At 60.8% G+C, this 23354-nt stretch carries 24 protein-coding genes and 1 tRNA gene; 5 read left to right on the top strand and 20 right to left on the bottom strand.

Translation table 11 applies throughout. The annotated features are described in order from the left end of the window. Positions 1-8: 8 nt before the first annotated feature. Positions 9-2558 (bottom strand): RNA helicase, encoded by a 2550-nt coding sequence (locus I6E73_RS07080; RefSeq protein WP_197124167.1) that lies wholly within the window; start codon positions 2556-2558, stop codon positions 9-11. 38 nt (positions 2559-2596) lie between these two features. Beyond that, on the bottom strand, positions 2597-3490 hold the full coding sequence (locus I6E73_RS07075) for an EamA family transporter (protein ID WP_197124165.1): 894 nt from the start codon (positions 3488-3490) through the stop codon (positions 2597-2599). A 30-nt stretch (positions 3491-3520) separates the two neighbouring features. On the opposite strand from I6E73_RS07075, the gene I6E73_RS07070 reads away from it, so the two are divergent. The 4 genes from I6E73_RS07070 to I6E73_RS07055 all read left to right on the top strand — a co-directional run bounded on the left by I6E73_RS07070 (position 3521) and on the right by I6E73_RS07055 (position 7048). Next, positions 3521-5038: an SDR family NAD(P)-dependent oxidoreductase gene (locus I6E73_RS07070; RefSeq protein ID WP_374189159.1), complete on the top strand. Its 1518-nt coding sequence runs from the start codon at positions 3521-3523 to the stop codon at positions 5036-5038. Beyond that, entirely contained in the window at positions 5032-5271 is a 240-nt protein-coding gene (locus I6E73_RS07065; RefSeq protein WP_197124161.1) for a hypothetical protein, read from the top strand. The genes I6E73_RS07070 and I6E73_RS07065 overlap by 7 nt, the downstream gene beginning before the upstream one ends. Before the next feature lie 73 nt (positions 5272-5344). After that, a complete protein-coding gene (locus I6E73_RS14860) occupies positions 5345-5839 on the top strand; it encodes a cation:proton antiporter regulatory subunit (protein WP_197124159.1) in 495 nt (164 codons plus the stop codon). A 9-nt stretch (positions 5840-5848) separates the two neighbouring features. Next, positions 5849-7048 carry a cation:proton antiporter gene (locus I6E73_RS07055; RefSeq protein ID WP_197124157.1) on the top strand — a complete coding sequence of 400 codons (1200 nt, stop codon included), beginning with the start codon at positions 5849-5851 and terminating at the stop codon, positions 7046-7048. Between the two features lie 63 nt (positions 7049-7111). Here I6E73_RS07055 and I6E73_RS07050 read toward each other — a convergent pair whose 3' ends face one another. From I6E73_RS07050 to rplU, 14 genes are all read right to left on the bottom strand, one after another. Continuing rightward, entirely contained in the window at positions 7112-8509 is a 1398-nt protein-coding gene (locus tag I6E73_RS07050) for a DUF2130 domain-containing protein (protein ID WP_197124155.1), read from the bottom strand. Positions 8510-8695: 186 nt separating this feature from the next. Further along, positions 8696-8772: transfer RNA gene (locus I6E73_RS07045), tRNA-Ala, on the bottom strand. A gap of 199 nt (positions 8773-8971) precedes the next feature. After that, positions 8972-9799 (bottom strand): MetQ/NlpA family ABC transporter substrate-binding protein, encoded by an 828-nt coding sequence (locus I6E73_RS07040; RefSeq protein WP_197124153.1) that lies wholly within the window; start codon positions 9797-9799, stop codon positions 8972-8974. A gap of 72 nt (positions 9800-9871) precedes the next feature. After that, positions 9872-10573, bottom strand: coding sequence for a methionine ABC transporter permease (locus I6E73_RS07035; RefSeq protein ID WP_197124151.1), 702 nt, complete (start codon positions 10571-10573; stop codon positions 9872-9874). Beyond that, on the bottom strand, positions 10570-11559 hold the full coding sequence (locus tag I6E73_RS07030; protein ID WP_197124148.1) for a methionine ABC transporter ATP-binding protein: 990 nt from the start codon (positions 11557-11559) through the stop codon (positions 10570-10572). The genes I6E73_RS07035 and I6E73_RS07030 overlap by 4 nt, the downstream gene beginning before the upstream one ends. 119 nt (positions 11560-11678) lie before the next feature. Continuing rightward, positions 11679-12071, bottom strand: coding sequence for a ribosome silencing factor (rsfS, locus tag I6E73_RS07025; RefSeq protein ID WP_197105873.1), 393 nt, complete (start codon positions 12069-12071; stop codon positions 11679-11681). A 42-nt stretch (positions 12072-12113) separates the two neighbouring features. Further along, positions 12114-13874, bottom strand: a complete 1761-nt coding sequence (locus I6E73_RS07020) for a hypothetical protein (RefSeq protein ID WP_197124138.1) — start codon at positions 13872-13874, stop codon at positions 12114-12116. After that, positions 13874-14476, bottom strand: coding sequence for a nicotinate-nucleotide adenylyltransferase (nadD, locus tag I6E73_RS07015; RefSeq protein WP_197105875.1), 603 nt, complete (start codon positions 14474-14476; stop codon positions 13874-13876). The genes I6E73_RS07020 and nadD overlap by 1 nt, the downstream gene beginning before the upstream one ends. Before the next feature lie 9 nt (positions 14477-14485). Further along, complete coding sequence (locus tag I6E73_RS07010) at positions 14486-14680, bottom strand: hypothetical protein (RefSeq protein ID WP_197105876.1); 195 nt, start codon at positions 14678-14680, stop codon at positions 14486-14488. A 30-nt stretch (positions 14681-14710) separates the two neighbouring features. After that, positions 14711-15979: a glutamate-5-semialdehyde dehydrogenase gene (locus I6E73_RS07005; protein WP_197124136.1), complete on the bottom strand. Its 1269-nt coding sequence runs from the start codon at positions 15977-15979 to the stop codon at positions 14711-14713. A 77-nt stretch (positions 15980-16056) separates the two neighbouring features. Beyond that, complete coding sequence (gene proB, locus I6E73_RS07000) at positions 16057-16854, bottom strand: glutamate 5-kinase (protein WP_307784247.1); 798 nt, start codon at positions 16852-16854, stop codon at positions 16057-16059. After that, positions 16847-18391 carry a GTPase ObgE gene (gene obgE / locus I6E73_RS06995; protein WP_197109811.1) on the bottom strand — a complete coding sequence of 515 codons (1545 nt, stop codon included), beginning with the start codon at positions 18389-18391 and terminating at the stop codon, positions 16847-16849. Before obgE ends, proB begins: the two co-directional genes overlap by 8 nt. A 131-nt stretch (positions 18392-18522) precedes the next feature. Next, positions 18523-18774 carry a 50S ribosomal protein L27 gene (gene rpmA, locus I6E73_RS06990; protein ID WP_197105879.1) on the bottom strand — a complete coding sequence of 84 codons (252 nt, stop codon included), beginning with the start codon at positions 18772-18774 and terminating at the stop codon, positions 18523-18525. A gap of 31 nt (positions 18775-18805) precedes the next feature. Continuing rightward, positions 18806-19114, bottom strand: a complete 309-nt coding sequence (rplU, locus tag I6E73_RS06985) for a 50S ribosomal protein L21 (RefSeq protein WP_009772527.1) — start codon at positions 19112-19114, stop codon at positions 18806-18808. A gap of 315 nt (positions 19115-19429) precedes the next feature. Between rplU and I6E73_RS06980 the strand changes: the two genes are divergently transcribed. After that, positions 19430-19702 carry a DUF4031 domain-containing protein gene (locus tag I6E73_RS06980; protein WP_197124134.1) on the top strand — a complete coding sequence of 91 codons (273 nt, stop codon included), beginning with the start codon at positions 19430-19432 and terminating at the stop codon, positions 19700-19702. A gap of 43 nt (positions 19703-19745) precedes the next feature. Here I6E73_RS06980 and I6E73_RS06975 read toward each other — a convergent pair whose 3' ends face one another. The 4 genes from I6E73_RS06975 to I6E73_RS06960 are packed head-to-tail and all read right to left on the bottom strand — an operon-like array spanning position 19746 to position 23329. Continuing rightward, the gene (locus I6E73_RS06975) at positions 19746-20147 is read right to left on the bottom strand and encodes an ACT domain-containing protein (RefSeq protein WP_197124132.1); all 402 of its coding nucleotides are present in this window, start codon (positions 20145-20147) and stop codon (positions 19746-19748) included. Between the two features lie 9 nt (positions 20148-20156). Next, a complete protein-coding gene (locus tag I6E73_RS06970) occupies positions 20157-21560 on the bottom strand; it encodes an Ig-like domain-containing protein (protein WP_307784246.1) in 1404 nt (467 codons plus the stop codon). Further along, the gene (locus tag I6E73_RS06965; protein WP_197124130.1) at positions 21541-22290 is read right to left on the bottom strand and encodes a TIGR03943 family protein; all 750 of its coding nucleotides are present in this window, start codon (positions 22288-22290) and stop codon (positions 21541-21543) included. Before I6E73_RS06965 ends, I6E73_RS06970 begins: the two co-directional genes overlap by 20 nt. Further along, positions 22280-23329: a permease gene (locus I6E73_RS06960; RefSeq protein ID WP_307784245.1), complete on the bottom strand. Its 1050-nt coding sequence runs from the start codon at positions 23327-23329 to the stop codon at positions 22280-22282. The genes I6E73_RS06965 and I6E73_RS06960 overlap by 11 nt, the downstream gene beginning before the upstream one ends. Positions 23330-23354 lie beyond the last annotated feature (25 nt).

Genomic DNA, 23354 nt, shown 5'->3' with positions numbered 1-23354 from the left:
AGCCGCGGCTAATCAAGGCGAGTGAATCCCGTCACGCGAACCACGGCAATACCCTCAACGGCAGATTCGGCGAGGTCAACCGTCGCCGTAATCGCCCAGTCGTGGTTGCCCGCGGGGTCTTCAATGATCTGACGCACGTGCCACTGGCCCGGCTCCTCGGTGATGGCGATCATGGCGGGGCCGCGCGCGTCGCCCGCCACCGAGAGGGTGTTGTGCTCGTCGAAGTAGCGGTCGAGTGCCTGACCCCAGGCCTCCTCATCGAAGCCGGCTGCGGCATCCAGCTCGCCGAGAGCGACCGCATCATCGCGGGCCGCCAGCTGCACGCGGCGGAACATTTCGTTGCGCACGAGCACCCGGAAGGCCCGACCATTCGTGACAACGGATGCCGGGGTCGGCGGCAGCACGGGCTCGCCGCTGGTGGAGGAGTCGACCCCCGCTGTCATGGCTTCCCACTCGTCGATGAGGCTCGAGTCGACCTGGCGCACCAGTTCGCCGAGCCACTCGATGAGGTCGAGAAGTTCGTCGGTTTTGGCGTCATCCGGAATTGTTTGACGTGTTGCTCGGTAGGCATCGGACAGGTAGCGCAGCACCAGACCTTCGCTGCGCGCAAGACCGTAGAAGCCAACGAAGTCGGCGAAGGTCATGGCTCGTTCGTAGAGGTCGCGCACGACAGTCTTGGGGCTGAGTTCGAAGTCGCCGATCCAGGGCTGGCTCGCGCTGTACATTTCGAACGCGGCCGTGAGCAACTCCTCGAGCGGCTTGGGCCAGGTGACTTCTTCGAGCAGTTCCATGCGCTGGTCATACTCGATGCCTTCGGCCTTCATCGCCGCGACAGCTTCACCCCGGGCCATGAACTGCTGCTGCGACAGAATCGGTCGCGGGTTATCGAGCGTTGCTTCGAGCACCGAGATCATGTCCAGCGCATACGTGGGTGATTCCTTGTCGAGCAGGTCGAAGGATGCCACGGCAAACGGCGAGAGGGGTTGGTTGAGAGCGAAGTTCGCCTGCAGGTCGACGGTCAGTCGAATCTCAATACGTTCGTCGAAGCTCTCGACTTCTTCGCCATCCACGATCATGGTGTCGGAGACGCGGTGTTCTTCGACAATCTCGGCGGTGCGCAGGGTGCGGTAGATCGCCAGCGCCTGCTTTGCCAGTTCACGTTGCTTGGTGCGGGGTTCGTGGTTGTCTTCTACGAGAGTGCGCACGTTCGAAAACACATCTCCCCCGCGGGCGATCACGTTAAGGATCATGGCGTGATTCATGCGCATGTTGCTCGTGAGCTGCTCTGGCTCGGCCGCGATCATGCGGTTGAAGCTCGCTTCGCTCCAAGTCACGAACCCGTCGGGAGCCTTCTTACGCACGAGCTTGCGCAGCTTCTTGGGGTCGTCCCCCGCTTTGGCCACCATCTTGGCGTTGTCAGATTCGTGTTCGGGCGCTTGAGCAACCACTGTTCCGGCGGTGTCGAAGCCGGCACGGCCCGCTCGGCCCGCGATCTGGTGGAATTCGCGCGCGGTGAGCTGGCGCATCCGCGTTCCGTCGTACTTAGTGAGTTGGGTGAGCAGAACAGTGCGGATGGGCACGTTGATGCCGACACCCAGAGTGTCGGTTCCGCAAATGACGCGCAGCAGTCCGCGCTGAGCCAGTTGTTCGACGAGGCGACGGTATTTGGGCAGCATGCCGGCATGGTGCACACCGATGCCCGAGCGGATGAGGCGTGACAGCGTCTTACCGAACACCGTCGTGAAGCGGAAGTCACCAATGGCATCAGCGATCTCGTCGCGTTGCTCGCGCGTCACGACCTTGAGGCTCGTCATCGCTTGGGCACGTTCCAACGCTGCGGCCTGCGAGAAATGGACGATGTAGATCGGGGCTTGGCCCGTCGAGAGAAGATCTTCGACCGTCTCGTGAATCGGGGTGAGCGCCCACGAGTAGTGCAGGGGAACGGGGCGTTCCACACCCGTGATGAGGCTCGTCTCGCGGCCGGTGCGACGGCTGAGGTCATCCGCCAACGGCTGCATGTCGCCAAGCGTGGCCGACATCAACACGAACTGCACCTTCGGCAAGATCAGCAGCGGCACCTGCCACGCCCACCCGCGATCGGGGTCGGCATAGAAATGGAACTCGTCCATCACCACTTGGTCGACCCGGGCATCCGCGCCTTCACGCAGCGCAAGATTGGCGAGGATCTCTGCCGTGCAGCAAATGATGGGCGCATCGGCGTTGACGGATGAATCGCCGGTGACCATGCCGACGTTTTCGGCACCGAAGACCTCGACGAGCGCGAAGAACTTCTCACTCACCAGCGCCTTGATCGGGGCCGTGTAAAACGTGCGTTGGCCCTGGGCCAGCGCGATGGCGTGCGCGGCAATAGCGACGAGAGACTTGCCGGTGCCCGTGGGGGTTGAGAGGATCACGTTCGCGCCCGAGACGAGTTCGATGACGGCTTCATCTTGCGCGGGATAGAGAGTCAACCCGCGATCGGATGCCCACCCGACGAAAGCGTCATAGGTTGCGTCTGCGTCAAAGGGCGTCGGAAGCGCATCCAGAAGTGAGGCCATTGTTCCACCGTAGCCGGGTCAGCAACCCTCGGAGCACGCTAGCTGAGCGCGAGCATCACCGAAGCGACGAGGGCGAGCAACATTCCGAGAAGCTGAATACGGCTGACCTTCTCCTGCAGCGTGAAGCGAGCGAGCACAATCGTGGCGAGCGGATACAGGCTCACGAGCACTGAAACAACCGCCAAGCTTCCCGCCTGAAGCGCAAAAAGGATGAACGCATTGGACGCCCCTACGAGCACACCACCGGCGGCGGCCAAAATTCGCGCCCGGCTCACACTCCCCACGGGGCCACCTTCGGGCTGGTGATCGAACTGTGCGAAGAAGCGGCGGATCGGAGTGCTGAGACGAGTTGCGGCCAGAAGCAACAGCATCGCGGCGAGCCCCACGACGATTTCGACGACCGCGGTAGCGAGCCCCGCGGACTCGGGGGCGTGGTCGAGAGCGATGAGAGCGCTGCCGAGGCTGACGCCGGAGACGATGCTCACGACAACGGTGCGGGGACGAACCCGCACGGTGGCGTCGGATCGCGTGACCGACACCAGGAGGGCGCTAATGAGAGCGATCACGATCGCGATCCAGGCCTGAAGCGGGAGCTGTTCCCCGACAATGACCGCGAACGCGACCGGCACGACAGCACCGACGACGGCAATCAGCGGGGCGACCAGACTCATCGGCCCATCCGCCAATGCCGCGTAGAACGACAGCAACCCGACAATGGCTGCGACCCCAGCAAGACCACCCCACAGCATCGCGCCCGCTTCGAAACTCACGGGAATAAAAAGCATCGCCAACAGCAGCGATGCAGTCGCGAACACGTGGATGATCGTGGTCGCCGGCACAGCCCGCAACCGCCGTGTGCTCAAGCCTCCGAAGAAGTCTGAGACCCCATAAAACACGGAGCCGGCGAGGGCGAGCACAACGCTGAGGATCATCTCGCCAGCATACGGCTCGTTCGTTCCCGTATGAGCCAAGAAGCGCCGGTAGCGCGGGTAGAATCGGGTGTGCCTAATTCCAGTGATCTTCCCGAACATGACCTCACCGTTGTGGATCCGGGTGAACTCGAAACCACCCTCAAAGTGCTCAGCCAGATGGCCGGCATGGATGAAGAGCACCCCGACTTTGTGACGGTGCGTCGGGCAACCGCCGCAATGTTCAAGGCCGTGAAAAAAGAGCGTCGTCTTGAGAAACGCGCCACTATTGCTGATGCCGATCGCCAAGTAATTGCCGCGACTGCCACGGGTGCTGCCGATCGCATCGATGACGAGACCCGCGGCATCCCGATCTCGACAGCCACAACGACGCCGTCGGCAGGCGAACTGATCAAGGCCCGCCCCTGCTACATCTGCAAGCAGCCCTATACGACGGTCGATTCGTTCTATCACCAGCTCTGCCCGAACTGCGCGGCGTTCAATCACGCCAAGCGTGACGCCCGCACCGACCTCACTGGTAAGCGTGCCCTCCTCACCGGTGGCCGCGCCAAGATCGGCATGTACATTGCGCTGCGTTTGCTGCGGGATGGCGCGCACACGACCATCACGACGCGCTTTCCGCGGGATGCCGTTCGTCGTTTCTCGAGCCTGCCTGATTCGGCAGACTGGCTGCACCGTCTCCGTGTCGTCGGAATCGACCTCCGCGACCCCGCTCAGGTGATCGGGCTCGCCGAATCCGTGGCCGAGCAGGGGCCTCTCGACATCCTCATCAATAACGCCACGCAGACCGTGCGGCGCACTCCCGGCGCGTACCAGCCGCTCGTCGATGGTGAGCTTGCGCCGCTGCCCGATGGACCGTTGCCCGAGCTCACGACCTTTGGCCACACGAGCGACCCGCATCCGCAGGCTCTCGCGCAGTCGGTTGCTGCGCATCCGATTTTGGCGGCTGCTGCGACGCGTGCCGAAGAACTGACCGAGCAAGCGATGACGGCAGGCTCAAGCTCGCTTGAGCGCCTCGCTGCGGGCACGGCGATTGACGCCGGTGGTCTCGTGCCCGACCTCGACTCCATCAACTCGTGGACCCAGCACGTCGATCAGGTCGATCCCCTCGAAATGCTGGAAGTGCAGCTCGCCAACACCACGGCGCCGTTCGTGCTGATCTCGATGCTGCGTCCCTCGATGGCCGCCTCCACTGCTCGACGCAAATACATTGTGAATGTGTCGGCAATGGAGGGCGTGTTTGGTCGCGGTTACAAGGGGCCGGGGCATCCGCACACCAACATGGCGAAGGCAGCCGTGAACATGCTCACCCGCACAAGCTCGCGCGAAATGTTTGAGAGCGACGGCATTCTGATGACGAGCGTCGACACCGGTTGGATTACGGATGAGCGCCCCCACCCGACCAAGGTGCGGTTGGCAGAAGAGGGCTTTCACGCGCCGCTCGACCTTGTCGATGGTGCGGCCCGGGTCTATGACCCGATTGTGCGCGGCGAAGACGGCGAAGATCTGTTCGGCATCTTCTTGAAGGACTACGACAAGAGCTCATGGTGACTCCGGCCGAGTTTCTGAAAGCGACGACGAGCGGCACCCGCGTTGTTGTGCGCCATCTCATCGACGATGGGCGCGCCACTGACTCGCTTGGCTACTTTCATCTCGCCGACGACACCCATTGTGTGGTCGCGACAAACCGTGGGCTTGAGACCATCGAACTGGCGAAAGTGATCGCGGCTAAAGAGATTCCGCCACCGCCAGCGCCACGCCCTCGGGCGGGGTCGCCCGAATAGTAGGGGATGCGCCCTAACAGGCGTAGGCTGCTCGCTGGACTATTGGCCACTAGTGAATTGGTAAGTTGGAACCGTGGGCGTAAGAATCGAACGAATTGACCTTCCCGGTTTTGGTGTGCGTAACGACGTAATCACCAATTCTGGATGCCGCGTCAGCGTGGTTTCGCTGCGGTCAGGAGAACGCGATCTCGCTTTCTTCAACGCGGATGATCCTGACTCGAATGCTGCGTCAATCTCGCTGACCGATGATGAAGCATCCGCCATCGCGGAGGTTCTCGGTTCCTCGCTCACTCTCAGCCGCCTGTCTGCACTCGGAGAGAAGGCCGAGGGGTTGTTCACCGAGGAGATCTCGCTGCCGAGTGGCTCTGGCTTCGTCGGCCACCCCATGGGCGATATGAAAGCCCGCACTCTCACCAGTGCCTCCATCGTCGCCATCGTGCGCGGCAACGACGTTGTCGCGTCGCCAGGTCCCGAGGTTGTTTTCGAGTCGGGTGACGTCATTGTTGCTGTCGGCACCCGCCAGGGTCTCGACGCACTCGGCAAGCTCATCAATAACGGTCCAAGCTAAGAGTCGCGTATGCATGAGACGACGCAGCTACTCATCGAGGTTGGCGCTCTCCTGCTTGTTCTCAGCGTGTTGGGCAGAGTTGCCGCGCGTTTCGGTTTTTCGGCGATCCCGCTTTATCTTCTTGCGGGCCTAGCTGTGGGCGAGGGCGGGCTTCTTCCGCTGCAAGCCAGTGAAGACTTCTTCGAAGTTGGATCTCAAATTGGCGTGATCTTGCTCTTAGCCATGCTGGGCCTTGAGTATTCCGCTGAAGAGCTGATGTCGAATCTCAAGACGTCGCGCATTTCGGGAATCTTGGATGCGGTTTTCAACGCGCTCCCTGGCGCCCTGTTCGCCATTCTGCTCGGCTGGGAGCCCGCCGCTGTCGTTGCTCTCGCTGGAGTGACGTGGGTGTCCTCATCCGGAGTCATTGCCAAGGTCATTCGAGACCTCGGGCGACTGGGCAACCGGGAGACGCCAGTGATTCTCTCGATCCTGGTGATGGAAGACCTTGCGATGGCGTTCTATCTGCCGGTGTTGTCTGCCCTCGTGATCGGTGCCGGCTTGATGCAGGGTTCCATTACCGTGGCGATCGCTGTTGCTGTCGTCGTCACTATCCTCTACGTGGCGCTCCGGCATGGTCGCGTCTTGTCGCGCTTACTCCCCCAGAAGAACGCTGAAGCCTTGCTGCTCGGAGTAGTCGGACTCACGATGCTCGTCGCAGGCCTCGCTGAGGCTGTGAACGTCTCGGCAGCGGTGGGCGCCTTCCTCGTCGGTATCGCCATCTCCGGGCCCGTGGCACACCAGTCAGCGCAACTCATCACTCCCCTGCGCGACCTGTTTGCCGCCGTATTCTTCGTGTTCTTTGGGATCTCCACATCACCGGCAGACATCATCCCGGTGCTGCTTCCCGCGTTCGCCCTGGCCGTGCTCACCATCGGCACAAAAGCGTTCTCCGGTTACCGGGCCGCAAAGCGCGCCGGAATTGCTGCGCCCGGTCGCTGGCGCACAGGATTGGCTCTCACACCGCGTGGAGAGTTCTCTATCGTGATCGCGGGGCTCGCGGTCGGTGCCGGCATCGAACCGATGCTCGCCCCTCTGGCCACCGCCTACGTGCTCATGACAATCATCGCCGGGCCCCTGCTCGCTCGCATTCCCGACACAGCGTGGTTCAAGGCCCGCGTGCGCAAGCCCGCGTCGGCGCCGCCGACGACGCCGATCGCTACGCGCTAGCGGCCCGCGGCAGCTCAGCCACGGATCGAAGAGCAGGCGCGACACCGTGAGGCCGCTCGAACGTTAGTCGTCGCCCTTGTTCAGGTCGGAAAACTTCTCGGCCATCGTAGGGTTGCCGCGCGTGAGCTTCTTGATCGTCACATCTTGAGCTTTGTCGTTGGCGAGACGCAGGTTGCGGTTCGTGCCGAGCAGGGCATCCTTGGTTTTCTGCAGGTGATCGATCGACTTGTCGATCTCGTCGATCGCCGTCTGGAATTTGCGAGACGCCAAGTCAAAGTTGCGCGCGAAACCTGACTTGAACGAGTCGAGTTCCTCTTCAAAATTCGTCACGTCGATGCTCTGCGCCTTCACGAGCGCAAGCTCATTCTTGTAAGTGAGCGAGTTGAGCGCCGCGTTGCGGAGCACCGTAATGATGGGGATGAAGAACTGGGGGCGCACGACGTACATTTTCGGATACCGGTGGGAGACATCCACGATCCCGGAGTTGTACAGCTCGCTATCGGGCTCCAATAACGATACCAACACCGCGTATTCGCAGCCCTTTTCGTTCCGGTCTTTGTCGAGCTCTTTCAAGAAGTCTTCGTTGCGCTTCTTGGTGGCTGTCGTGTCAGCTTCGTTCTTCATTTCGAACATGATGGAGACGATCTCGGTGCCCGACTCATCCGCTTCTTTGAAGATGTAGTCGCCCTTGCTGCCGCTGCGAGCGTCGTTGTCTTTCTCGAAGTAAGCGCGCGGAAACGCGGTGGCGCGAATCTGATTGAACGTGGTTTCGCAGTGAATCTCGAGCGTCTCACCAATCATCTTGGTCGAGAGCCGCGCCTTCATGTCGCGCAGTCGCTCAATCGCATCATCACGATCTTTGATCTGGGTCTCGTATTTGTCTTTCATCGAGGTCTCGGCGAGTTTCTTCTCCAGCTCCACACGCTCGAGCGTGCCCTTGAGCCCGTCGCGCTCCTTCTCCACGGCGCCTACCGCGGCAGAAAGCGCCAGCTGCTGCTCCGAGCCCGCTGCCTGAAGCTTCGACTTCAGCAACTGAATTTCGGCTTCCTTCTCGGCTGTCGCCTTCTGCAACTCATTGACCCGCTTGGCCTCGGCGAGATCGGCCGCAGCCTGACGCTCCCGCTGCGTCTTCTCAAGCTCATTCGCCAGGGAATCGCGCTCGGCCTGCACAGCACTCAACGCTTCGGAAACCGCGAGCTTCTGGGCAACAGCGCCCGCATCCAGCTGTGCCTTGAGCTCTTGAATGGCGGCATCCTTCTTCGACGCCTCAGCCTGCAACTCGCGCGCGATCTTCGCCTCAGCGAGTTCAATCTCGGCCTTCTTCGTTGCCTCGGCCGACTCCAGTCGCTCGTGCAGTTCGCTCTCGAACTCCCGGTCACGAATCTGCTTCACGATGTCGGCATAGCCTGCTTCATCGATAGTGAACGCTTTGCCACAGTGAGGGCAGGTAACTTCGTGCATCGGCGCGTCTTCCATTCAGCTCTGCGGGAGATGGATGCACGCCGGCTGCAGTTACTTCGCGCGGCGCACTCCGGATCGTTCTCGCTCAGGCTAGCGGCTGGGCTGATGCCTTGGGAGTTGCCGCACTGCATCACGCGCCGAGCGGACACGAAAAAGCCCCGCAATCTTTACGATTGCGGGGCTAAATGGTGGATCCAAGGGGATTCGAACCCCTGACCCCCTGCATGCCATGCAGGTGCGCTACCGGGCTGCGCCATGGACCCATCTGTTTTGTTTTCTTTCGAAAACGCAACTTGTCAAGATTACTACACGCTTGGCACATCCAGAACCATCTGAGCGATTCCCAGCCAATTGTCTCTGAAAATTGTGGGGAAAGAGTGAAGGGCGGCCAGCATCCCGATGGATGCTGGCCGCCCTTCACACCATGAAATGCCGCTTACGCTAGGCGCATTCGGCCTCTGGCTAGGAAACAGGAATAACGAGTCCGTTGTAGAAGTCGTTGATGTACGCCTTCGTTTCGTCCGAGGTCAGCAGCTCGTAGAGCGTGGTGACGCGCGGGTCGCTCGTGAGCTCATCGCGGGTGGCGAGCACGTTGTAATACACGCTTGAGGTGCCCTCGGTAACCAACTGCAGGTCACCCGACAGTCCAGCAGCGCCGGCGTAGTTGAAGTTCACGATCGCCGCGTCCTGGTCATCGAGAGCCGACGGCAGGCTTGCTGCGTCAATCTCGATGAAGTTGTAGTCGTTGGGGTTCGCGGTGATGTCCGACACGGTCGACGGGGCATCCGTGGTCTCAATGAGTCCGGCTTCCGCAAGCAACAGAAGCGCACGGCCCTCGTTGCTGGCATCGTTCGGCAGGGCGATCTTGGCGCCATCCGGCAAATCAGCGAGCTCGTCAACGGTCTTCGAGTACAGCGCCAGCGGCGGGAGGTATACCTGGCCGACAACGGCGAGGGTGTCACCCGTGTTCTCGTTGTACAGGTCGAGGAACGGTGCGTGCTGGAACAGGTTGACGTCGAGGCTACCCTCGCTCAGCGCAGGGTTGGGCGTGGTGTAGTCGGTGAACTCTACGATGTCGAGTTCAAGGCCAGCAGCTTCAGCCTGTCCGCTGTCGATAACGAACTGAACGATCTCCCCAGCCGGCGTTGCCGTGGCGCCGACGGTCAATGAACCGAGAGTGCCATCAGCCGGAGCGGCCTCTTCGGCGGGAGCCGAGCATCCGGCCAGAGTGAGAGCGAGCACGCCAGCGGCGGCAACGGTCGAGAGTGAGAAGAATTTGGAGCGTGACATTACTAATCCTTTGGTGAAGGGTGAAACAGATGGGATAGAAGAGAACTACGTGGGGGTAAGCCGCCGACCGCGTCAGCGGTGAGACATTCGGTTGGCCAGGCGCGCGCCGACCACTTGAACGATCTGCACAATCGCCACCAACACGATGATGACCGCCACAATGTGGATGACGCTGTAGCGCTGGTGACCGTAGCGAATAGCAACATCACCCAGACCTCCACCACCAATCGCGCCCACAATGGCGGAGTAGTTCACAATCGACACCACTGTCGTTGTAAAGCCACGGATGAGGCCAGGAACAGCCTCAGGAATGATTACCTTCAACACGAGCTGCCAACGAGTCGCTCCCAGCGAATGGCCCGCTTCAACGAGCCCCTCGTTTACTTCGCGCAGCGAGATCTCGACGATGCGGGCGTAGAACGGGATCGCCGCCACGGTCAGCGGCACAATCGCGGCCGTGACACCAAACGCCGAACCGAGAAGTAAGCGCGTGAACGGAATCAGCGCGATCATCAAGATGATGAACGGGATGGACCGACCGAGGTTGACGACGGTCTGGGTAACCGCGTTGATGATGCGGCCGGCGACAATGCTGCCGAAGGGACGCTCGAGGATGCCGCCGCGATCAGTGACGACAAGCAGCGTTCCCAGGGCGAGCCCGAGAATGAGCGTGATGAGCATCGTGACGCCCACCTGGTACAGGGTCTCCCCCGTTGCCTTCAGGAGGGTGTCAAACAGCTGCGGCCAGAAGCCGGGAGCGTTGGAGTCAATCATCGTCCGCTCCTCACAATCTCAACAACGAGGCCCTGAGCGCGCAGGTCATCAATCGCAGCGGTGTGCTGCTCGATGGTGCCGGGCAGTTCAAGGCGCGTGCGACCCGACTGTGCGCCTCCGATAGTTTCCATCGCAGCGCCGAGCAGACCAACATCGAGGTGATGAGTTCTAGCCAGTTGGGCCACGACGGGGCGCTCAGAAGACAGGCCCACGAACGTGACGTCGATAACGGTGGAGGTTCCTTCGGGCAATTCGCCAAGCGGAAAGAGCCCACGAGCCAGCTGCGAGCCCGGTTGACTCAGCAAATCGACCAAACGGCCATGTTCGAGAATGCGGCCACCGCTCATGAGCGCTGCAGAATCGCAGACGCTTTTGACAACATCCATCTCATGCGTGATGAGCAAAATCGTGAGCCCCAGCTCTTTGTTGAGGCTGCGCAGCAACTGCAAGATCGAGTCGGTGGTTTCGGGGTCGAGCGCGCTCGTCGCTTCATCGCTGAGCAACACCCGGGGGCGGGATGCCAACGCCCGGGCAATACCGACGCGCTGCTTCTGACCGCCCGAGAGCTGAGCCGGGTACTGCTGAGCTTTGTGCTCAAGGCCAACAAGTTCGAGGATCTCATTCGTGCGTGCGGTGCGCTGACGACGCTCAACGCCCACAATTTCAAGAGCCAGTTCAACGTTCCCGCGAACGGTGCGGCTATCGAGCAGGTTGAACTGCTGGAAGACCATGCCGATCTCGCGACGGGCCTGAAGCAGTTCGCGGTCGCTGAGCGCGGTGAGTTCGCGGTCAGCAACGGTGACCGTTCCCGAGTCGGGACGCTCAAGAAGATTGACCGTGCGGATGAGCGTGCTCTTGCCCGCACCACTCTGGCCGATAACTCCGAAGATCTCGCCGCTCGCGACGGAGAGACTCACGTCATCGAGGGCGCGAACTGGATTCGCGGCATCACCAAAGGTCTTGGTGACGGAAGAAAGCGTAATCATGAAACCCCAGTGGGAGAAGGTGACTGGTGAGAGTCGCCCCGGGGTCGAACTGCCCGGCTAAAACAAGCAAACCAGCACGGTGCAACCCACACAAATTGGGTTACGAAGTGTGAAGTTTGTTACTCCGAATCAGCATCAGCGTCTGTTGCCACAGGCGTGATGGTGATCGGGATGACGGGGCAGTCGCTCCAAAGGCGCTCGAGCGAGTAGTAGAGGCGGTCTTCCTCATGGAAGATGTGCGCAACGACGTGGCCAAAGTCGAGCAGGATCCAGCGACCCTCAGCACGGCCTTCGCGACGCAATGGCTTAGCGCCAGCGGCGATCATCTTCTCTTCGATCTCGGAGGCGATCGACTGAACGTTACGTTCGTTGCGACCGGTCGCGAGGAAGAAAATATCGGCATACGGCATGGGACCGGTGACGTCGAGCGCAACCATGTCCGTCGCCTGCTTGGCGTCGGCGGCATTCGCGACGATGGAAAGTAGCTCGTTGGCACGAGGAGAAGCAGTCACAGGATCCTTAATCGGAAAAAAGCTGAAGGCAAAGAGTTAAACCTACAACATGTTGAAGGCGAAGGCCGCCACGAGCAGCCCAGCCACGACAACAGCCATCGACGCTGCTGAGATGAGCAGTACCGTCAAAGCACGCGTGCCCTTGGGTTTCTGCGTCTGCGTAACGGACTGGTTGGAGAAGGTGCTGACGGCCTTGACCGCGCGCACGGGCGCCGAATCAGTCGACACCATGTCGCTGTCGTTGAGATCCAGGAGAGAGTCAATGTCGCCCTTGTCGAAGCGGTCAGAAACGCCGCTCGCCGAGAGAGTGCTCGGGAGGTCGATTGAGCCGGTGAGCATCGCTTCGCCACTCGAGGTCAGCGGACCACGGATGTCGGTAGCAAACGGAATCGCTGGCAAGACAAGAGCGTTGGTTGCGCTGCTTCCGCTGCCGATGGTGCGCGTGACGATCGCGTTGTTCGTCTCGTCGTCCGCCTTTGCTTGGCTGGACCAGTGTCCGATCGAAATACCGGATGCCGCAATAACTGGTGCCGCAGCGGGAGCTGCCGAAGCCTGTGCAGCAGGTGCTTGTGCAGCAGGAGCAGTCGTCGGCTTCGCAACGGGAGCGATGGGGGGCTTCGTCGTCGCCACTGGTGCAGCTACGTCGCCATCAAGACGTTTGCGCGCGAGCTCATCAAACTCTGCTCGGGCATTGCTCAATGTGGTCTGAGTCGAACCGGTCGGGGTCGACGACGCTTGCGGCTTCGTAGCCGCTGGCGCTGCGTCGAACCCGAGAAGGCCTTCAACAGTGGGACGCGTCGACTGTTCAGGCTTCGCAGTCGCGGCAGTCGAGTCAGACTTCGCACCTTGTTCGGGCGTGGCAGCCGGCATCACCTTGGTGACGGGGCCACCCGCAGCACTCGCGCTCGGTACGGCAGCACCGCTGGGTGCAGGAAGATCTGCGAGCGGAGACCGTGGAGCTGCGGGAGTTGTCGCGCCCTTGGCTGAACCGTCGGGGTTAGCCAAGAGCGACTCGAAGGCGCTGAGCGCATCCGTGGGAGCCGCAGCGGCCGCAGCCGCTTCTGGAACAACAGCAAGAGGGTCCACCAGTGCTGGCGGCTCAATGTAGACCTGGGCATCAGGCGTGAACGAGAGTTCGTCGGCTGTTCTGGCCGGCTTTGACTCAGCGACGGCAGCAGCGGATGCGGCAGCAGCGAGATCGGCAAGGCTAGGACGTGCTGCGGCAGCCGGTGCCGCGTCTGAAGCCGGCGCCGAAACAGTAGGAGCAACCGGCGGAGTCGAGGCAGCAGGCGCAGGCGCCGACTGAGTGGGTGCAGCAGGTGCAGCAGCAGCTTGTGTCGGCGCGGCCTGAGCCGGTGAAACGACGGGAACAACGGGAGCAGCAGTCGTGTCGTTGGCGGCTTCTTCGCGAGCACGCAGTTCGCGCAACTCACGGCGCGTCAACTGGCTCACGTCGGCAGCGGTGGAAGCTGCGGGTGCCGCGGTAGGAACAGAAGGCGCAGGCAGTGCGAGAGCGGAATTGTTCTGGCCGCTGACAGCGGGCGGCGGCGCATTCAGATATGAAGCGGCGGCGGCGGGTTGAGAAGCGGCAGGCGGTGCGACAGGAGCCGAAACCGGGGCTGCCGGCGGCGAGGTGGGCGCACTGCGAGGTGTGTGGCTAACGTCAGAAGTGTCGGTGTCGTCGGCTTGCGACGGGAAGGTGGTGAATCCTTCAACTGTGGGCTGCTCGTCGGACGAGTGTGTGCGCTCACTCTGACGCGCCGCACGTCGCGACTGCGGCGGCGGATCGTGAAAAGTGGTCATTAAATACTCCGATATAGGTGGTGCTTGGCGATGTACTGAACGACACCATCCGGAACCAGATACCAGACCGGGTAACCCCGACTGACCCTGTTTCGGCAATCGGTAGATGAGATCGCAAGCGCCGGCACTTCTAGCGAGCTTACGCCCTGCTCAGGCAATCCACTAATGGTTAAGGCGTGTCCTGGCCGTGAAACTGCTATGAAATGGGCGAGTGTCCAGACCTCGTCAACGTCCTTCCATTCCATGATTTGAGCCACGGCATCCGCGCCCGTAATGAAGAAAAGGTCGGCGTCAGGATAGGTCTTGCGCATGTCGCGCAGGGTGTCGATCGTGTAGGTCGCACCTTCACGCTCGAGGTCAACCCTGCTGACGTTGAAGCCGGGGTTCGCTGCGGTCGCAATGACCGTCATAAGGTAGCGGTGCTCCCCCGACGTTACGGTGTCCTTCATCCACGGCTTACCCGTGGGAACAAACACAACCTGATCGAGGTCGAACTGAAGCTGAGCTTCACTGGCCGCAACAAGGTGGCCGTTGTGGATGGGATCGAAGGTTCCACCCATGATGCCGATGCGTTCGCGCCGTGGCGCCGTCTCGGCGGTCACAAAAAGGCCTTAGTGGCCCGCGCCGTGAGCGTCGCCAGCCTTCGCCGGCTTAGCCACATGACGGTTCGCAACATCACGGAAGCTCCACGTGACGAAACCGAGAGTCGTCAACACGACCGCCGCAATGAGAGGGAAAGCAAGTGCAGGCAGCACGAGAGGCGCAAGCTCTTCGCTCGACGCAAGAACGTTCAGAAAAATCGACATCAGATCTCCATTCACAAAACCACTAACAGTCTAGCCGCGGACTTGACCGCTGCCGCGCACAACCCACTTGGTGCTCGTAAGTTCCGGCAACCCCATCGGGCCTCTCGCGTGCAGCTTCTGGGTCGAGATGCCCACTTCGGCACCGAAACCAAACTCCGCACCGTCGGTAAAGCGGGTGGAGGCATTGACCATGACCACGGCGGAGTCCACTTCTGCAAGGAAGCGATCCGCATTCGCGAGATCATTCGTGATGATCGATTCCGTGTGCTTCGTGGAGTAGGCGTCGATGTGCTCGATCGCAGCATCGAGGTCGGCGACGACCCGCACCGCGACATCCAAACTCAAGTGCTCGACTGACCACGCGTCGGCGTCGGCGATCTCTGCCGACGGGAACAGCTCGCGAGTGCGCTCATCAGCATGAATCGTGACGCCTGCCTCGGCCAACCGCGCCAGCACCGCAGGAATCAGTCGTTCAGCGGCGGCCTCGTGCACAAGGAGTGTCTCAAGCGCATTACAGACGCTGGGTCGCTGAACCTTCGCGTTGTGCACGATCTCAACCGCGGTGGTCTCGTCGGCAGACTCATCCAAGAAAATGTGGACGATTCCCGCTCCGGTCTCGATCACGGGAACTGTCGACTCCGTAACGACGGCCTGGATGAGCTGAGCGCTTCCGCGCGGAATCAGCACATCGACAAAGCCACGGGCTTGCATCAACGCTTTAGCCCCCTCGCGGCCAAATTCGTCGACGGTCTGGACGGATGCCGGGTCGATGCCGACGCTCGACAACGCAGACTGAATAACCTCTACGAGCACGCGGTTGGAGTCTTCGGCAGCCGAGCCACCCCGAAGGAGCACAGCGTTACCGCTCTTGAGCGCGAGGGCAGCGATATCGATCGTGACATTGGGTCGAGCTTCGTAGATCGCCCCGACGACACCAAAAGGCACACGTGTTTGCGCCACCGAAAGCCCGTTGGGCAGTACTGAGCCGCGCACAACGGTGCCGACCGGATCAGCAAGCTCAACGATTTCGAGCACTGCTGCAGAGAGCTGCGCGATTCGTTCCGGGGTCAACCGAAGTCGGTCTTGGAGCCCCACGGTCATGCCGTTGCTGCGACCACGTTCGAGGTCTCGCGCGTTCGCCTCAACAATTCGGTCGGCGTGAGCAACCACACCGGCCGCAATGGCTTCGAGCGCGGCATTCTTCTGCACCGTAGTAACGGTCGCCAGAGTGCGCGATGCGGCACGTGCGGCGTGAAGTTTGTTGTCAATAGAAAGCGCGGTTGCTACTGAATCACCCATGATCAGAGTGTAGCGGCGCTCATCCACCCCACTCGAACGTTACGCGGCGATGACTACAGCGCAAACTACGGCGGCAGCTACAGAGCGGCGGGGTCTGCCTCGAACCAGGTCCCGATCGACTCCCCCGCCAGAGCGGCAGCGACGCTGCCTGTTTCAGCGAGTAATACCGGGATGCCAGCCGCCGCAGCATGCTTGGCAGCAGCAACCTTCGTTCCCGCGCCTCCGGTTCCGACTCCAGCCGCACCGATGTCGCCAAAAGTGACATCGCTGAGGTCATTCGCGAACGACACCACGTCTATGCGCTCAGCTCCAGGCTCAGACGGCGGCTTCGTGTACAGCGCGTCAATGTCCGACAGCAACACGAGCACATCTGCTCGAACCAACACCGAGACGAGCGCGGCAAGGCGATCGTTGTCACCAAAGCGGATCTCGTGGGTTGCGACTGTGTCGTTCTCGTTCACGATGGGCAGGATTTTCAGCCCAAGCAACCGTTCGAGCGCGCGCTGAGCATTGCTGTGGTGGGTGGGGCTTTCCATGTCCCCCGCCGTCAACAAGATTTGCGCGGCGACAACGCCGTAGCGGTCGAAGCTCTCTTGGTAGCGGTAGATGAGCACGTTTTGGCCCACGGCAGCCGCGGCTTGTTGGGTCGCGAGATCGGTCGGCCGACCATCCAATTTCAAGAAAGGGATGCCGGTGGCGATTGCGCCGGATGATACAAGAATGACTTCAGAACCGGTGGCATGAGCTGACACGAGAGCATCAACTAGAGCACCGATCTGGCCCACGTTGGCACCGCTCACCGACGAAGAGCCGACTTTGACAACGATGCGGCGCGCACGAGGAATCTCGGCGCGCACGGTGGGCTTGTTAGTCACGATCCTCCGGCTCATCGTCACGCTGAATAGCGAAACCTTCATCGTCTTGCCACACGCCAGCTTCGCGCTCGCCCTCAAGCTCCGCACGTGCAGCGGCCTTGGCATCCATGCGCTCAAGGTAGTTGCGGCGGCGGCTGCGGTTGGTCTCGCGGGGGTTGTCGTCGAGTCGCGGGTCAGTACCACGCGGCGCGACAATCAATTCTGCGGCAGAGGACAACGTCGGCTCCCAGTCGAAGACAACGCCTCCGCCAGCACCGATGATGACGGTAGAACCGGGAACAGCGCCCGCCTTGAAGAGATCGTCTTCAACGCCGAGGCGTGCGAGACGGTCAGCGAGGTAGCCCACGGCTTCTTCGTTGGTGAAATCTGTCTGGGCAACCCAACGTTCGGGCTTATCGCCCACCACGCGGTAGATGTTGCCGTAGGTGCCACCCTCGACCTTGACCGCGAAGTCTTTCGCGTTCACGGCGCGGGGACGCAAGACAATGCGCTCCTTGGCCGGCTCAGAGATGCGGGCTTCACGGTCGGCGAGCACGAGTGCTGCCAAGGCGAAAGAAAGTTCACGGAGACCGTGGCGGGAGACTGCCGAGACTTCAAAGACGCGGTAACCGCGGCCCTCGAGCTCAGCCTTGACCATGTCAGCAAGTTCGTTGCCCTCAGGAACATCGACCTTGTTGAGGGCGATGATCTGTTCGCGCTCCAGGAGAGGCTTCTGCCCCTCGGGAACGGGATACGCCGCAAGCTCACCAAGAATGACATCGAGGTCAGTGATGGGGTCGCGACCGGGCTCCAAAGTTGCACAGTCAAGGACGTGCAACAGAGCAGTACAGCGCTCAACGTGGCGCAGGAACTCGAGGCCGAGCCCCTTGCCTTCGCTGGCACCCTCGATAAGACCGGGAACGTCAGCGATCGTGTAGCGGACCTCGCCAGACTCAACCACACCGAGGTTGGGGTGGAGAGTCGTGAAGGGGTAGTCAGCGATCTTGGGCTTAGCCGCGCTCATGGCGGCGATCAGACTCGACTTTCCCGCGGAGGGATAACCGACGAGTGCGACATCAGCAACAGTCTTGAGTTCGAGGTGAATATCGCCCTCAAAGCCAGGCGTGCCGAGCAGCGCGAATCCAGGAGCCTTGCGCTTCGTGGATGACAGCGCAGCGTTGCCGAGTCCGCCCTGACCACCGGGAGCAACGATCAGTCGCATTCCCGGGGCATCCATGTCGATGAGAACTTCACCGGAAGCATCACGGACCACAGTGCCGACGGGAACAGGAACCAGCAGCTCTGCGCCGGCGGTGCCCGCCTTGTGGTCACCCTGACCGGGCTGACCGTGCTGAGACTTGCGGTGCGGTGAGCGGTGGTAATTAAGAAGTGTTGTTACCTGCGGGTCACTGACGAGAACGATGTCTCCACCGTCACCGCCCTTGCCACCGTCGGGGCCGGCGAGAGGCTTGAACTTCTCGCGCTTGACCGAAACACACCCATTGCCACCATGGCCTGCTAGGAGATGAAGGGTTACCTGGTCGACGAACGATGCCACAATGGTTCCTCCTGTTCTCGTGAGCTAATGACTGGCCTGTAGTGCCATCTTAAATGGCGAGAGCGAGCCGAAGCTCGCTCTTCGCTGTAACGCGTGCCTGCAAGCAGGCTGCGTGGAAATGCCGCGGAAAGTTACGCGGAAACGATGTTGACGACCTTGCGGCCGCCCTTTGCGCCGAACTGAACGGCGCCCGGTGCGAGAGCGAACAGAGTGTCGTCGCCGCCACGGCCGACGTTAACGCCGGGGTGGAAGTGAGTGCCACGCTGGCGAACGATGATTTCGCCGGCGAGAACCTCTTGGCCGCCGAAGCGCTTTACGCCGAGGCGCTGTGCGTTGGAATCGCGGCCGTTACGGGTGGAGCTTGCGCCCTTTTTATGTGCCATCTGTCTAGAAGTCCTTTACGTCCGTCAGCAGTTACTTGATGCTGGTGATCTTGATACGGGTCAGTTCTTGACGGTGACCCTGGCGAACCTTGTAGCCGGTCTTGTTCTTGAACTTCTGGATAACGATCTTGGGACCGCGCTCATCGTTCAATACCTCGGCAACGACCTTGATCTTCTCAAGCGCCTTGGCGTCGTGAGTGATCTTGTCGCCGTCAACGAACAGAACTGGAGCGAGCTCAACATTGCCGTTCTTGTCGGCTGCGATGCGGTCGAGAACGACAATCGTGCCGACCTCTACCTTCTCCTGCCGCCCACCGGCGCGCACAACTGCGTAAACCACTTTTGACCCTTACTTAACGATTGAATAGCTAGAACTACTGAAGCTTGTGGCGAATTCTGCGGGCTTTGCCCAGCACACGCCAAGGATCAACAATACTCGACGTGGGCACTCCCGGTCAAACGACACGCTGCAGTAGCTTTCGACTGAATCAATCATGATCTTGACCCGACGAAAACGAGAACGTGTACACCAACATTGGTCACGATCTCGACGATCGGAACCACAACTCGGGTGCAGCAGAGTCCATAGTACGTTGCGAATGGGCACTGGGTCAAAACCTCCACCTCACGATTCGCCGTCAATTAGGCTCACAGTATGACCGTGTTGATCGACCAGCCAATTTGGCCAGCCCACGACACGGTCTGGGCGCACATCGTCAGCGACGTATCACTCGACGAATTGCACGAGTTTGCGAGCCGGGCCGGCATCCCCCGCCGCGGGTTCGACCTCGACCATTACGACGTACCTGCCCGCATGTGGACGCAGCTCGTCACTCTCGGAGCGCAACCCGTCGGCGTGCGCGAGTTCGTGCGCAGGCTCGAAGCGAGCGGGCTGCGCGTAGCCCAACGCGACCGACCAGCGAAATAGTCAGCACGCTCCTGAGACGCGCGCCAGGCCATTTGCGGCCCACCTAACGAGCGGACACCTGCAGTCCGCGTAGCGCCGCAAGGGCGGCATCCGTCGAATCAGTGGGTACGAAGATGTGGTCGTGGTGACGTCCGGCGATGACGTTGCAGCTGATCTGAACATCACCGAGCGCCTGCGCAAACGCTGCCGTTAGCCCCACAGCTTCGAGAGCGGACGTGACCGTAAGTGTGATCCACGACGAGCGGAACTCATGCGCGATGCCCTGACGCCCGGCATCCGCCTCGGACATCACGACAGAAAGCCCCTCAGGCTCCCGCATCAGCGCCACAATCGAAGACTCGTCGACCTCCGCCAGCGAGCCCACCGTCGCGAACACGAAGACGCCCTCGTTGAGATGAGGCTCCATTGACGCAACTAACTCGTTGAGGTCAGAAATCGCTGCCATAGGACGAACCTAGCGCCACACGAGCCCGAATCCCTCAACACTGCGCGTCACCGCGCCCGTCGCAATCTCCACAAGGTAGGTCGTCACGCTCTGCGGACGCGGATTCTTCACATACTCATCTGAGTCGAAGTTCGAGACGTTCGGTTGCACCTCAACCGCCACAAACTGGTTGTTTGGCGACACGTGGAAGTCCAAAATTGCACCCTTGTCATCAACCGTTTGGTACAGGATGCGCGAAGCCTCACCGTCATCGAAAGCCAGCACACTGCTGAACGAGCCGCCGTCGGCATCCACCAACACCATCTTGGCAACCAGGTTTCCTGCAGCATCCGCATCGGTTTGCCCCAAGAAAGGCTGCTCACCATCGATTGTCGACGGGTTCAAACGCAACTCGGTACCGTCGGAGAGTGCGACCGCCGCACTGCCACGCGGATCAACGACCACCACGTTTGAGCCGTCAGCCGAGACACGATCGAACTCGAAGTAGCCACCGAGCGGCACCACCAAGCCCGATGCCGTATCGACCCGCACGAGCGTGCTCTCAGTCGTGAGCGCCACAATCGTGGACGAACCAGGCACAAATTGCCAGCCAACGACCCGCATGGGGTCGCCATCCAAGTCAGTTACGGCTACGACGTCACGGCCACGATTAACATCCATCGTGTACAGAGTGTGCGAGACCGTGGGAATTGGTCCCGGATCGAGACTCGAAATCGTGAAACCTAAGAGTGAACCCGAGCGGGCCGCATCCAGATCTGCGACTTCACCGACCTCGGGAAGTAACACTTGTTCTGTGATTCCCGTGTCGGGGTTCACGAGCGTGAGGGTTCCAGTGCGATCAGCAGCCGCGGTCGTAACCGCAAACACGTCCCCCACCGGCACGAACTCTTGGATGCCTTCGCCCGAGTACACCACGGTGCGCTCCTGCGAACTCATTCCGGTCTGCACGATCTCGTCGCTCGGTACGCCACGGTCAAGGTAGTAGAGCGTCGGCTCTCCCGTCGTGAACGAATAACTCAGCGTGGACTCAGACCCACCAGAGGGACTCACGACGTCGTCTACCGACACCGTGTACTCCGTGTTGTAGTCCAACGCTTCCGCGAACTGCACCGAGATCAGGTCGCCCTCACTCGACACCGTTGCCGCGACATCCGGATCAACAGTGACCGCGTCAGAGTCCACAGCAGCGAGAGTCTGGTTCGCAAAGAGACGCAACGTTTGATCTGACGATGACACCACCGCATCCACGTCGACCTGAGCGCTCGACAACTTGGGTCCCTGCAGGTACCCCAGCCCGAGAAAGATTCCGCACAGCACCAACAGCACAGCAATCGTCCATGCGAAAGTTCGCCGGAACGAGTGGATGCTGTGCTCCGTCTCCGGAGGGCGTGCACTAATAGAGATATGGCTCACTCGGCCGCTCCACAACAGTCATCGTCTCCGGAACAAGGACGAGCGCCAGATCGCTGCGCGAACTCGGGTTGATCTCAAAAGAGCCGGTGATCTCCACCCACGCATCAACGTCGAACTCGTTCGCCCAGTCTGGGGCGTAGACGGCAACACCCGTGGGCTGCGCGTCAACCGCGCAGCACGTGACGGTGAAGCGCGAGAGATAGAAAATGTTGGCGGGATCATCTTCGCTGGCCGTGATGAAGCCCACGACATCCGCCGTCTTGTTCGAATAGAAATTCGGATCGCTTGTTTGACGGAGCAAGGACGACCAATCTACGACTGTGAAACTCGCGATGAGTTCATCGTCGGCATTCGCGACCTCATCCACGTTCTGACTATCACTGCCCACCGTGGAACCAACAATGTCGCGCTGACTTGCGGTAGCACTCGACAGCGTCGTCGGAGGCACAATGACCAACGTGAGAGCGATTGCACCAGAAAGAAGCAGCGCTACTCCCCCAACAACCCGCGACCACCCGCGCGGAGCCACCGCTTCTTCGGTGTTAGCCGGACGGATTGCGAGGCTCAGCACACCCATCACGAGCGCGAGAGCCGCCATAACTACCGTGAACACCACATAGCGGGGGTGAATGTAGAGAACAAGCTGCTGAGTCGCCCCAAGCCACACCGTGGCGCTTACGGCCACGAGAATCAGGATGACGCCCCACCAGCGTTGGAGGCTAGACCACATAGTTGATCACCAATCCGATACAGGCACTCATCAGGGCAACGACAAGCGATAGCTGCAGCAGCACCTTGGCCGTAAAGGTAGTGCGCATAATGGCCAGCATCTTGATGTCGATGATCGGTCCGAACACCAGGAACGTCACGATCGAACCGGGCATGAAGGTGCTGGCAAAGGGCAAAATAAAGAACGCATCAACGCTGGAACAGACTGAGATCACGAACGCCAGCGCCATCATTGCGAGAATCGACCAGAGTGGATTGCTACCGAGCGACACCAAGACGTCTCGCGGTACCGCAACCTGAATGGCGCCCGCGATGAGCGAGCCGATGAACACCGCTGGCATGAGCACGCTGGACTCGCGCATGAAAATGTCGAGACTTTTTTCTGTGCGTGACTGACGGGGCCCGTGAGAACCCACCGCACACTGCTGAGCGAAACGACCAGTGAGCATCGCGTTGGGCTGCGGGTGCAAGCTGAAGAGCCAACCCACGATGTTGGCGATCGCAAGGCCACCAAGAATTCGCCCCACGAGGATGCCATCATCGAAGCCGAAAGCCTGATGAGTCGTCACAATCGTGATCGGGTTGATAATCGGCGCCGCCAACAGGAACGTCATCGACTCGGGCACTGAGAAGCCCTTGAGGATAAGCCCGCGAGCCAGTGGAACATTGCCGCATTCACACACGGGTAACGCAATACCGAATAGCGAGATTGCGGCCCGACGCAACACCGGACGTTGCGGCAAATACCGCATCAGCAGGTCATCCGGAAGCCACGTCTGCACCACGATTGACAGCAGGATGCCGAGCACAACGAACGGCAGCGACTCGATGATGACACTCGTCGCCAGGGTGAGGAGATCAGCGGTGAGACCCGGGACGCCGACGGACTCTAGCTCTCCAGTGAACGCTCGCAGCGCGAAGATTGCCGCGACACCGATCGTGCCGATAGCCAGCCACAACCAACGGTTGCGTGAGCGGCGAGGCCGATGATCATGCTGATGATGGTGATCATCGACGCTCGCTGGCAAAGTGGTGCTCACGGATAAACCTTACAAACTCGAAACT

It is taken from the genome of Salinibacterium sp. SWN248 (genome assembly GCF_015864575.1).
Classification (GTDB): domain Bacteria; phylum Actinomycetota; class Actinomycetes; order Actinomycetales; family Microbacteriaceae; genus Rhodoglobus.
The sequence above is the reverse complement of the archived record's forward strand: the minus strand, read 5'-3'. Positions and strand labels throughout refer to the sequence as shown.